10 protein-coding genes are annotated in these 12,819 nt (G+C 39.0%); 6 read left to right on the plus strand and 4 right to left on the minus strand.

The annotated features are described in order from the left end of the window. The first annotated feature begins 95 nt into the window (after positions 1-95). Positions 96-2,840, plus strand: coding sequence for a DNA mismatch repair protein MutS (mutS, locus tag ACFIJP_RS02815; protein WP_375625442.1), 2,745 nt, complete (start codon positions 96-98; stop codon positions 2,838-2,840). 1,060 nt (positions 2,841-3,900) lie between these two features. On the opposite strand, the gene ilvD is transcribed toward mutS, so the two are convergent. From ilvD to ACFIJP_RS02835, 4 genes are all read right to left on the minus strand, one after another. After that, on the minus strand, positions 3,901-5,739 hold the full coding sequence (gene ilvD, locus ACFIJP_RS02820; protein WP_375625443.1) for a dihydroxy-acid dehydratase: 1,839 nt from the start codon (positions 5,737-5,739) through the stop codon (positions 3,901-3,903). A 173-nt stretch (positions 5,740-5,912) separates the two neighbouring features. After that, a complete protein-coding gene (locus ACFIJP_RS02825) occupies positions 5,913-6,065 on the minus strand; it encodes a hypothetical protein (protein ID WP_375625444.1) in 153 nt (50 codons plus the stop codon). Between the two features lie 676 nt (positions 6,066-6,741). Then, complete coding sequence (locus tag ACFIJP_RS02830) at positions 6,742-6,993, minus strand: DUF1150 domain-containing protein (protein ID WP_012754519.1); 252 nt, start codon at positions 6,991-6,993, stop codon at positions 6,742-6,744. Positions 6,994-7,019: 26 nt separating this feature from the next. Next, positions 7,020-7,451 carry an Hsp20 family protein gene (locus tag ACFIJP_RS02835; protein ID WP_375625445.1) on the minus strand — a complete coding sequence of 144 codons (432 nt, stop codon included), beginning with the start codon at positions 7,449-7,451 and terminating at the stop codon, positions 7,020-7,022. Between the two features lie 120 nt (positions 7,452-7,571). On the opposite strand from ACFIJP_RS02835, the gene nth reads away from it, so the two are divergent. The 5 genes from nth to pheT all read left to right on the plus strand — a co-directional run bounded on the left by nth (position 7,572) and on the right by pheT (position 12,728). Beyond that, positions 7,572-8,312 (plus strand): endonuclease III, encoded by a 741-nt coding sequence (gene nth, locus ACFIJP_RS02840; RefSeq protein ID WP_375625446.1) that lies wholly within the window; start codon positions 7,572-7,574, stop codon positions 8,310-8,312. A 154-nt stretch (positions 8,313-8,466) separates the two neighbouring features. Continuing rightward, a complete protein-coding gene (rpmI, locus tag ACFIJP_RS02845; protein WP_012754516.1) occupies positions 8,467-8,670 on the plus strand; it encodes a 50S ribosomal protein L35 in 204 nt (67 codons plus the stop codon). 33 nt (positions 8,671-8,703) lie between these two features. Continuing rightward, a complete protein-coding gene (gene rplT, locus ACFIJP_RS02850) occupies positions 8,704-9,105 on the plus strand; it encodes a 50S ribosomal protein L20 (protein WP_375625447.1) in 402 nt (133 codons plus the stop codon). Between the two features lie 93 nt (positions 9,106-9,198). Further along, entirely contained in the window at positions 9,199-10,281 is a 1,083-nt protein-coding gene (gene pheS, locus ACFIJP_RS02855; protein ID WP_375625448.1) for a phenylalanine--tRNA ligase subunit alpha, read from the plus strand. A gap of 32 nt (positions 10,282-10,313) precedes the next feature. Continuing rightward, the gene (gene pheT / locus ACFIJP_RS02860; protein ID WP_375625449.1) at positions 10,314-12,728 is read left to right on the plus strand and encodes a phenylalanine--tRNA ligase subunit beta; all 2,415 of its coding nucleotides are present in this window, start codon (positions 10,314-10,316) and stop codon (positions 12,726-12,728) included. The last annotated feature ends 91 nt before the right edge of the window (positions 12,729-12,819 follow it).

The raw sequence follows: 12,819 nt of genomic DNA on the forward strand, positions 1-12,819 counted from the left end.
AAATCTGATGATGCGTTGCAATTTAGAGATAAATAGATATTGAAGTAAACAAAAAAGAGTAAAAACTTCACTTAAAGGAAACAGGCCTCATACAAATGGATAAAAAAGACAACCATAAAAATAATTTAATTCCACAGCCTGCCTCCTCATCTGCTTCCTCTCAAGAACGTCTGACACCTATGATGGAGCAGTACATAGAAATCAAAGCCGTACATCATGATTCTCTTCTCTTTTACCGAATGGGGGATTTTTATGAATTATTTTTTAATGATGCGATTGAAGCTGCTCAGGCTTTAGGAATCACACTCACAGCACGCGGAAAACATTTAGGACAAGATATTCCTATGTGCGGTGTTCCCGTTCATGCTGCTGATGATTATTTACAAAAACTGATTGCTTGTGGTTACCGAGTTGCTGTTTGTGAGCAAATAGAAGATCCTGCTGAAGCAAAAAAACGTGGCTCAAAATCTGTTGTTCGGCGTGATGTTGTTCGCCTTGTAACACCTGGAACTATAACAGAAGAAAAACTCCTTGATCCAACACGCGCAAATTATTTGATGACACTTTCCCGTATAAAAACTAGCGATGGAGAGGAATTTGCTCTTTCTTGGATTGATATCTCAACAGGCATATTTCGTGTAACAGAAAGCCGCCAAGAAAAACTTTTAGCAGATATTATGCGTGTGGATCCACAAGAAATCATTGTTGCTGATTCATTCTTTCATGATAAATCTCACAAATCACTTTTTAATGTTCTTGACCGTATCATTTCACCTCAACCTGCTTGTCTCTTTGATGCACTAACCGCTGAACGCGATATTTGCAATTATTTTAAACTCTCAACTCTTGAAGGTGTTGCTGATTATTCACGTTCCGAACTCTCTGCAATTGTAGCTGCTATTCGTTATATCGAAAAAACACAAATAACGCATCGTCCTCCCCTCATGCAGCCTGAGCGCCAAAATGAAAGTGCAACTCTTTTTATTGATGCCGCAACCAGATTAAGCCTTGAACTTATTCGTACGACATCAGGTCAACGGGATGGAAGTTTATTAAAAGCTATTGATCGCACTGTAACAGGAGGAGGATCACGCCTTCTTATTGACCGCCTTATTGCTCCCCTCACCACTCCTTCAGCTATTGATACGCGTTTGGATTCTATCGATTTTTTTCTACGTAATCCTTCTCTTGCAGAAGCGATAAAGCTTATTTTAAAAGGGGGACCAGATATGCCCCGCGCCGTTTCACGTTTGGCTCTTGGACGAGGAGGTCCCCGTGATATGGCGACAATCCAGCGCGGCTTTGAAATCATTCGTGAATTGCATCAACTTCTTGATAATGAGCTTCTGCCTCAAGAAATAAGTGATGTACAACAGATGTTCTCAAACTTACCCACAGCGTTATATTTTCATTTAGAACAAGCATTAGCTGATGATCTCCCGCTCCTTAAACGTGATGGTGGTTTTATTCGTTCAAATTATCATAAAGAGCTCGATGAAATGCGTGCTTTACGTGATGAATCGCGCCGTGTTATTGCTGAACTTCAAGCGCAATATGCTCAAGAAACAGATATTAAGACGCTTAAAATAAAGCATAATAATATTCTAGGTTATTTCATTGAAGTAACCAGTACACAAGCATCTGCTCTTACAAATAATCCACAAGCTAAAGCACGTTTTATTCATCGGCAAACAATGGCAAATGCTATGCGTTTTACGACAACAGAGCTTGCTGACCTTGAAAGCCGTATTGCCCATGCCGCCAATCACGCATTAACACTTGAACTAGAGATTTTTGATATTCTCGTTCATGAAATTACCGAACAAGTTGATTTTATTCGTAAAGCCTCTGAAGCACTTGCTATTTTAGATGTCTCTGTCGCTTTAGCATATCTTGCTGAAGAACAAGGATATTGCCGCCCTAAAATTGATCTTTCACTTACCTTTCGTATCACAGCAGGACGCCATCCTGTCGTCGAGCAAGCACTTCGCAAACAAGCAGCAGAACCTTTTATTGCCAATGATTGTGATCTCTCTGTGCAAGAAAATCAGCAATATGCAGCAATCTGGCTGTTGACAGGGCCTAATATGGGAGGAAAATCAACTTTTTTGCGGCAAAATGCTCTTATTGCTATTATGGCGCAAATGGGGTCCTTCGTTCCAGCAAGTTCAGCACATATTGGTGTCGTTGATCGCTTGTTTAGTCGTGTTGGGGCTTCCGATGACCTTGCACGGGGACGCTCAACCTTTATGATGGAAATGGTTGAAACAGCAACGATTCTCAATCATGCTAGCCACCATTCCCTTGTTATTCTTGATGAAATAGGGCGTGGGACATCAACCTTTGATGGACTTTCTATTGCTTGGGCTGCCGTTGAATATCTCCATGAAGTTAACCATTGTCGTGCTATTCTCGCTACCCATTTTCATGAAATGACTGCACTTACCGAAAAACTTGACAGACTGCATAATGTAACCATGAAAGTCAAAAATTGGGATGGTGATGTAGTTTTTCTTCATGAGGTCACACCAGGAGCTGCTGACCGTTCCTATGGTGTACAAGTCGCAAAGCTTGCTGGACTTCCCCCAGCAGTTATTACACGAGCAACAGATGTACTCCATCAATTAGAACAAGGTGAAATGGCTGGAAAAGGACATAAACTCATTGATGATTTACCGCTCTTTTCTCTTAAAGCAACATCTCCCATCAATGAAGCAAGAAACAAACATTGTGTACTTCACGAAGCTTTAAAAAATATCCATCCCGATGAACTCTCTCCTAAACAAGCTTTAGAAGCAATTTACCACCTCAAACAGCTTGAAAAGAGCAACCCTTTATAGAAAACGGATGTTATTTTTTATTAAAAAGCTTTCTTAATAGGAGATAAAGTATCCCTTTTTGATATGCCACAGCATAAACTGTTGTTTACCGTATTCCCATCGCTTTTCTACACAATATATTTTGATAAGTGTAATGCATATAGAGGCAAAATCCTATGTATTATATTTCATATTTCCTTAGATCAATATTGGCCCGTATACAAAAAATTGGTCAATGTCGAATATTTTTACAAGATAGTCGTTTTTTGCAAAGATTGTCATGAAATCTCCTCCACCTTGCAAATACGCAATATTTAATGAATTATGCTTTTTCATAATCAATATTATTGTTATCATAGCAACAGTTTTAGTTTAAAGCTGTCGGTGTTGGGATGCCACTCCATTTTGCATAATAACTTCACAGATAATGGGTCTCGCATTTTCTTCACATTTTAAGTTATAAAGAGCTCTTTTACTGTTTTCATATGAATCATATAATCAGATATATCGCAGCAGCATTTTATTTTCCTAAACATCCTTTGAACTCCTTCCCGCACCTCAAAGGATAAGGATTTTCATTCGAATCAAGTCTGCAAACAGTCCAGATTCTAAGAGATTTACCTTGACTTCCTAGTCATGTGATTCACTTAAACTCAAAGTTTGATAAACAAGTTTAAGAATATTCACCACACACTAAAAAAATACTTAAATATATTAAGAAGAATACCATATATCACAGCTCTAAATGACAGTGTTTTACGGTACTGCAAGATAATGCCACCACTACAATAAATATCTTTCATAAATATGAGTAACAAGAAATCGTAATTTCGCATAAAATTGGAATATGATATGAAAAGTAATCATACCATATCTATCTTTATCTGTCTTACCTAGCTGCTAAAATAAGCAATCCTCAGCAGCTTTTAGTTGTATTGATAGCTTTTTAATCATACTCATCATGACTCGAAATATTCTGTTAAGTTCATAAACTCATAAAATAATTAGCTTAGAATATCGTGCAAAAGATGCAAAAAATCAGAATACTATCTCTCTTTTATAAGACGCGTCATTCATCTCATCAAATATTACGTACTGCACCCTTTGCAGCAGATGTGGTCATCGCTGCATAGGCTTTGAGAGCCTTTGAAACTTTACGCTGACGCTTCTCAATCGGTTGCCAAGCACCTTTTCCTTTTGCTTCCATCTTAGCACGGCGCTGCTTCATCTCAATATCATCCACCAACATATGAATTCTACGATTTGGAATATCAATTTCTATGATATCCCCCTCCTCTACCAACGCAATTTCTCCTCCTTCAGCAGCTTCTGGTGAAATATGTCCTATCGAAAGCCCTGAACTTCCCCCTGAAAAACGCCCATCTGTAACAAGTGCACAAACCTTGCCCAATCCTTTAGATTTGAGATAACTTGTTGGATAAAGCATTTCTTGCATTCCAGGTCCACCACGTGGACCTTCATAACGGATTAAAACAATTTCACCTGTTTTAATCTTATCAGTTAATATAGCTGAAACAGCTGAATCTTGGCTTTCAAAAATTCTTGCCGGACCTTTAAAAGTTAAGATTGATTGATCAACGCCTGCTGTTTTTACAATGCAGCCATCTTTTGCAAGATTTCCATAAAGAACTGCCAATCCTCCATCTTGTGAATATGCATGTTCCCTATCGCGAATCACACCTTTTTCACGATCAAGATCAAGGGTCTCATAGCGACAAGATTGGCTAAAAGCTGTCTGTGTTGGAATACCACCAGGAGCAGCACGATAAAATGTACGAACTGTTGGTTCATTAGTTTGTTTCACATCCCAACGGTAAAGAGCTTCTTTCATTGTTTTTGCGTGAACCGTATAAGTTGACGTATCAATGAGTCCTGCCGCATCCAGTTCACCTAAAAGCCCCATAATACCACCAGCGCGATGAACATCTTCCATATGTACATTCGCGACAGCAGGAGCAACCTTACATAAAACAGGAACACGACGTGAAAGATGATCAATATCCGTCATGGTAAAATCCACTTCACCTTCTTGCGCCGCGGCTAAAAGATGCAGTACTGTATTGGTTGATCCCCCCATAGCAATATCAACGGTCATTGCATTTTCAAAAGCCTTGCGTGAAGCAATAGAGCGCGGCAAGACTGTTTCATCATCTTTTTCATAATAACGTTTAACCAATGCAACAATCTGTTTTCCAGCTTCTTCAAAAAGCATCCGTCGATCTGCATGTGTTGCTAACATTGATCCATTTCCGGGAAGCGAAAGCCCCAATGCTTCCGTTAAGCAATTCATGGAGTTGGCTGTAAACATTCCTGAACAAGAACCACATGTAGGACAAGCAGCACGCTCCATTTCAGCAACTTCTTCTTCTGAATTCTGTTCTGAAGCTGCTGCGACCATGGCATCGACCAAATCAACCCTTAGATCTTGATCCTTCCATTTAATCTTACCTGCTTCCATAGGACCGCCAGAAACAAAGATTGTCGGAATATTCAACCGTAAAGCAGCCATTAACATACCAGGCGTAATTTTGTCACAATTAGAAATACAGACAAGTGCATCCGCACAATGTGCATTAACCATATACTCTACAGAATCAGCAATGATTTCACGTGAGGGCAAAGAATAGAGCATTCCATCGTGCCCCATCGCAATTCCATCATCTACAGCAATGGTATTAAATTCTTTCGCAACACCACCGGCAACTGCTATCTGTTGTGCGACTAATTGCCCAAGATCTTTTAAATGGACATGCCCTGGTACAAATTGTGTAAAAGAATTCGCAATCGCAATAATGGGTTTACCAAAATCAGTATCTTTCATCCCTGTTGCACGCCAAAGTCCGCGGGCTCCTGCCATATTACGCCCGTGGGTCGATATTCTTGAACGGTAAGAAGGCATTATTTTTTTCCCCTCAAATAATTCCATTTTGCTTGTTGTGCTGTAACTTCATTATAAAAACAAGAGCTTTAATATTCAAAAGAGAAAAATACCTTGTACTGAGGCATTTGAAGCACAAAATTAAAAGCTCTGCATAAACTTTTTCATAAAGCCTTTGTTTTTCTTATTACCTGTTAATCAACATCTAATCCCTGTGCAATTCCACGTTTGAGACAAATATCAAAACGCTTCAGTGTGGCACGAACTGTTCCAGATTTTTGTATGCCAGATTTGGCCAGATTTGGTAAGTATATTGCATCTATCTGTTTGCGTAATTTCTGGAACAAGAAGACAGCCTAATTTGGAAAGAATATAAAAGCATCATGTAAAAATCTATCATCTCCTTACAATTCAGCTTTACACTTTTCAAAAGCATTCATAGCAATATCTTTTTAATAATGATGACGCATTATCTCATGCTTTTGTTTTTACACTCTTCAATGGAGTTACTCCCCTTAGGAAGAACAGAACACCCCAAACAAAATACACTTTTATAGCCTTCATGTACTCATTTTAAAGAAACATCTTTCAATGCGCTCGAGCCCATTTCACGATAGCGCCCATGAATGGTATAACAGCCCCCGTGAATAATATAAATCTATAAGGGACATCTTCACATTTATGAAGAAGCAAACTGACACCATCATACATTTTTTCATCCCCAATATTGCGAACATCCTTGGTAATTAAGACAATTAACAAGAGATATTTTTATTCCTTCCTTCAAGCGTTTTTATCTAAATGGCTTTCCCTGCGTGTGACATACAAGCAAGTGACTTTAATTGTTTTAATACAAGAGGATCTAAAATGAGAGAACCTTATGATATTCGGGACTCTCATTCCAGTTGTAAAAAATTAATTATGAATATAAACCAATACTTATCTCATTATAACTCACATTACACCCTTTACGAAAAAACAGATAGAATTTATAAAGAGTACAGCTTTTTCTCGTAAGATAATCTAGTGCAGAGTTACAATTTGTAGTTCATGCTCATTGGCTCCAGCAAGAGCGATAGAACGCTCATCGGATAAAATGATAGGATAACCTGTTTCACCAAAGAGAGCCCATATCGTAATTCCTGGGGTCATTGGTGGAAGATCTGGAAAATTTTTAGCCAAATCATCTGTACAAACTTTTTTTAAATAGGCAATCTGTCCCGCATCAGAGTAGGATGTGTTCTGAAACGACAAGTTCTGTTTATGTTCTCCCATTTCACTGTTCCTTTACGCCTTAACTTTTATGACTCACCACTACTGACTTTAATTGGAATCTGTTTTATTTCTTTTTTTAACTTTGGTTGATACAGATTAATTGATAAAAGACCATTTTTCAACTCTGCATTTGTAACATGCATCCCTTCCGCGAGAACAAAGGTTCGCTGAAATTGTCGCGCAGCTATACCGCGATATAAATATTGATGATTTTGGTTGTCTGTTTGTTTACCATGAATAACCAATTGATTATCATCGAGCAAAATATTAAGATGGTTAACCTTAAATCCAGCAACAGCCAAAGTTATCCGGATATGATTTGCATCATCATTTTTATGTAAACGTTCAATATTATAGGCTGGGTAAGCCTCATCAGCTTTACCGATACGTTGCAATATTTTTTCTACGGTTTCAAACCCTAAAAGAAAGGGATTGGAGAAAGGTGTCACATGTGTCATTCATGAGTATCCTCTTTAAAACGGCTTTACTTGACCAAACTCTATAAAAGTGTTCGCTGCATTCCTCTCATATGGCGAGCGTAAATGATAACTTCAAGAGAGAAGATTTAAGAGAGTTCAATGCCTCAAAGTACCATAAAATTGTCAAAAGTGCGAAATTTATCTGGTATATTATATAATGAAAATGAAATTGCAGAAATATTTCGCCGTTTTTCTGTGCAACGCCCAGCGCCTAAGAGTGATCTTATCTATACAAATATTTTTACGCTTTTGGTTGCCGTTGTGCTTTCGGCTCAAGCGACAGATGTAAGCGTTAATAAAGCGACAAAAGAATTATTTCGCCTTGCTGATCAACCGGAAAAAATGGTTGCATTAGGAGAAGAAGAAATAGCACATCATATCCGTTCAATTGGTCTTTGGCGAGCAAAAGCACGCAATGTTTATGCACTTTGCAACTGTTTAATTGATTGTTATGGCGGTCAAGTACCTGATACGCGTGAAGCACTTATGTCCCTTCCTGGAGTGGGGCGCAAAACAGCTAATGTTGTTTTGAATGTTGCTTTTGGTCAGCCTACATTGGCAGTGGATACACATATTTTTCGCTTAAGCAATCGTCTTGGTTTAGCGCCTGGCAAAACACCAGAGATTGTTGAGAAAAAATTATTAAAGATTATACCAATCCATTATCTTCGTCATGCACATCATTGGCTGATTTTACATGGACGCTATGTTTGCCAAGCACGTAAAGCACAATGTAGGCAATGCATTATTGCTGATCTATGTAAAGCAGCTATCAAAACAAATGCTATTCCGGCACCTTTAGTTGAGCTTCAAGGCAATGGAGCTCCGATTTTTTTGTAATACGGTCTTGCTATTTTGTGTATACTAGCTTATGGAAACACTATTAGAACCGCCCGGCAGGGCATGCCGTGGCTGTTTAAATGCTTGTTCAAGCGTTGGTCCGCTTGAGTGAATAAGATGTTTGATTGAATAAATTAATGTATGGAGTAGCAAAATGCCCAAGATGAAGACCAAATCATCCGCTAAAAAGCGGTTTAAAATCACTGCGTCAGGCAAAATTAAAGTAGCAGCTGCCGGTAAGCGCCACGGCATGATTAAGCGTTCGAATAAATTTATTCGCGATGCACGTGGAACAATGGTTTTGTGTGAACAAGATGCTAAAAAAGTCGTTCAGCATTATTTGCCGAATGGTGTTTAAACCTTACGCTTTTGATTTTGAGGAGATTATAATATGGCACGTGTGAAAAGAGGTGTGACAGCACACGCTAAGCACAAAAAAGTTCTTAAACAGGCTGAAGGTTTTTACGGTCGTCGTAAAAATACCATTCGTGCGGCTAAAGCAGCAGTTGATCGTTCAAAGCAATACGCTTATCGTGATCGCAAAAATAGGAAACGTACTTTCCGTGCTTTGTGGATTCAGAGAATTAATGCGGCTGTTCGCGCAGAAGGTTTAACTTATGGACGTTTTATTGATGGTTTATCAAAAGCCGGTATTGAGGTTGATCGTAAGGTTCTTTCAGATATAGCGATCTATGAGACAGAAGCATTTTCTGCTTTAATTGCCTCGGCAAAAAAGGCTTTGGAATATTTAAAAGATACGACACCTAATGCTTTCGAAGGCGCTGTCAAGTAAGCCAGTCGTGTTCTCTTAAAGCATTTATTTATTCGAGGTCCCGTGCTGGCTGTTGCGAGTGCGGGTTTTTTTATTAAAAAAATAGGCAAAAATATGAACGATATTGAGCGTCTGGAACAAGAAATTTGTTTAGCCTTAGAGGCAGCGGGTGATGAACAGGCACTTGAAGCAGTGCGTATTGCAGCATTGGGTAAAAAAGGTAGCATCTCTGAAAAATTAAAAGCATTAGGAAAAATGGATGCTAGCGAGCGCCATAAAGTTGGACCAGTTCTTAATGGATTAAAAAATCGTATTTTAGAATTATGGGCGCAAAAGCGTGATCTTCTGAAAAGACAGGCAATGGATGCCCGTCTTTCTCGTGAAACGGTTGATGTTACCTTGCCTGTTCGCTCTTCACCTATAGAACGGGGACGCATTCATCCTATTTCACAGGTGATTGAGGAAATTATTGTCATTTATACGAAGTTGGGTTTTTCTCTTGCAGAGGGACCTGATATTGAAACAGATTATTATAATTTTACGGCATTGAATTTTCCTGAAGGGCATCCAGCACGCGAAATGCATGATACCTTCTTTTTTGATGTCGATAAAATGGGAGAACGAAAATTATTGCGGACCCATACATCACCCGTACAAATTCGCACACTAGAAAAACAAAAAGCACCGATACGGATCATTATTCCTGGAAAAACTTACCGCATGGATTCGGATGCAACACATTCTCCCATGTTCCATCAGGTAGAAGGTCTTGTCATTGATAAAACCTCCACCATTGCTCATATGATGTGGTTACATGAAACCTTTTGTAAAGAATTTTTTGAAGTTCCCTCTGTAAAAATGCGTTTTCGTCCCTCTTTTTTCCCTTTTACCGAACCATCTATGGAAGTGGATATTCAATGTGATCGTTCTGGTTCAGAAGTAAAATTCGGAGAAGGACAGGATTGGTTGGAAATTTTAGGATGCGGAATGGTGCATCCTCATGTGTTGAAAAATGTTGGTTTAGATCCCGATGAATATCAAGGCTTTGCTTGGGGAATGGGCATTGATCGTATTGCCATGTTGAAATACGGTATGCCTGATTTACGGGCTTTTTTTGATGCCGATCTGCGTTGGTTAGACCATTATGGCTTTCGTTGCTTTGATATGCCTGCTTTTTTTCCTAATAGAAATATGTGATCTTAGTCATCGCTTTCATGTGAGGTTTTAAAATGAAATTTACATTGTCGTGGTTAAAAGATCACTTAGAGACAAATGCATCTTTGGATGAAATTTGTGAGAAACTAACAGCTATAGGTCTTGAGGTTGATTACGTTGATGATCGGTCTTCTTTAAAAGGTTTTGTGATTGCAAAAGTTTTAACTGCAATAAAACATCCTGATGCAGATAAACTCCAGATTCTGTCCGTCGATACAGGGACTTCTACACCTGTTCAAGTTGTCTGTGGAGCACCAAATGCGCGTGCAGGTCTTGTTGGTGTTCTGGCACTACCAGGCACTTATATTTCAGGACTCGATGTGACATTATCTGTAGGAAAAATCCGCGGTGTTGAAAGTTTTGGGATGATGTGTTCGCAAGCGGAACTTGAATTATCAAATGAACATGACGGGATTATCGAACTTCCAAAAGATGCACCTATTGGAGATTCATTTGCAGCTTATGCTGGTTTAGATGATCCGATTATTGATATTGGTTTGACCCCCAATCGCTCTGATTGTACAGGTGTTCGTGGTATTGCCCGTGATCTTGCTGCCACCGGAATGGGAAAATTAAAAGAATTATCCTTGTCAAAATTTGAACCTTCCTTTGAAACACCTCTCGATATTTCATTAGATTTTTCACAAGATTCATCATTATGTTTAGGTTTTGCTTGGCGTGAAGTTCGCAATGTTCAAAATGGAGCATCGCCACAGTGGATGCAACAGCGTTTGAATGCAATTGGTTTGAGACCGATTAATGCGCTTGTTGATATGACCAATTACATCAGTTTTGACCTTGGTCGTCCACTCCATGTTTTTGATGCAGATAAAATTAAAGGTAATTTGTGTGTACGTTGTGCTCGTGAAGGAGAACAGCTTCAAGCACTGAACGGAAAAATCTATCATTTGGGCGCTAAGAATTGTGTCATTGCAGATGACGATGGGATTGTTTCGATTGCCGGTATCATGGGCGGTGAAAGAACGAGTTGTGATGAAACAACACATCGTGTTATTATTGAATCGGCGCTTTGGGATGCGAAAAACATTGCACAAACAGGAAGAGCATTAGGTCTTATCAGTGATGCGCGTTATCGATTTGAACGAGGTGTTGATCCGGCTTTTATGGAAACAGGGCTTGAGATTGCAACAGAATTGGTCTTAAGTCTTTGTGGTGGTGAAGTATCTAAGAAGAGGATCGCTGGCTATCAGCAACAAGAAATCAAACAGATCGTTTTTCCTTTTTCTGAAATTAAACGTTTAACCAATTTGGAAATAGAGCCTGAAAAAGTCATCTCTATTTTAACAAAACTTGGATTTTTCGTTGAAGGAAAAGGAGATGTCGTTACAGTAAAAGTACCATCATGGCGCCCTGATATTATGGGGAAAGCCGATTTGGTGGAAGAAGTCATGAGGATTTATGGGCTAGATAAAATTAAACCTATTCCTTTGGAAAACTTCGCAGAAGGAAAAGATCAAATTTTAACATGCGCACAAATTCGTTCACGTGCTACACGTTTGGCTTTAGTGCAACGTGGTATGAAAGAAGCGGTAACATGGTCTTTTATTTCTGAAAATCAAGCTCTTGCTTTTGGAGGAGGTCAAGAAGAGCTTAAATTGGTTAATCCTATTGCTGCTGATATGTCAATGATGCGTCCTTCCCTTTTACCTGGTTTGATTATGGCGGCACAGAGAAATGCTGATCGTGGTTTTTCCGATCTTGCTTTGTTTGAAGTTTCCAATATTTATGAAGGCGATACCCCTGATAAACAACACCGTGTTGTTAGTGGGATTCGTCGTGGAACAGAGCAATTTAAAGGGGCTGGTCGTTTTTGGAATGGAAATGCAACCGTCGTTGATGTTTTTGATGCCAAAGCAGATGCTTTAGCTATTTTAGAGGCATGCGATATGGATGTTGGAGAAGTGCAGATTGAAGTTGGAGCGCCCGATTGGTATCATCCTGGTCGTTCAGGTGTCATAAAACTTGGATCAAAGATTATTCTTGGTTTTTTTGGTGTTTTTCATCCTGCTACATTAGAAAAGTTAGATGTCAGTGGCCCTTTATGCGGCTTTGAAATTTTTCTAGACAGAATTCCAGAATCAAAGAAAAAAACGACCAAAAGCCGTCCTCCTTTGAAACTCTCACCTTTTCAAATGGTGCGGCGTGATTTTGCCTTTATAGCGGATAAAACTGTTGCCTCTTCTCTTATTATTCGTGCGGCAAGTGGAGCCGATAAAAAACTTATTCATTCAGTGCAGATTTTTGATATTTTTGAAGATTTAAGCTTTGGCGAAGATAAAAAATCTGTTGCGATTGAAGTAACTATTCAGCCCATAGAACGGACTCTAACAGATGAAGATTTAGAAAAGCTTGCCTTAAAGATCGTGGATAATGTTACCAAAATGACAGGTGCATATTTGCGCTACTGAGTATTTTCATTTTTTATGAGATATTTTACATGAAGTGGGAGCATTTTTGAGTGCTCCCTTTTTATTTGGCATTCAAGAGCGATAGAGCTTC

This window comes from Bartonella sp. MU37NMGALS, assembly GCF_042194015.1.
Classification (GTDB): domain Bacteria; phylum Pseudomonadota; class Alphaproteobacteria; order Rhizobiales; family Rhizobiaceae; genus Bartonella; species Bartonella grahamii.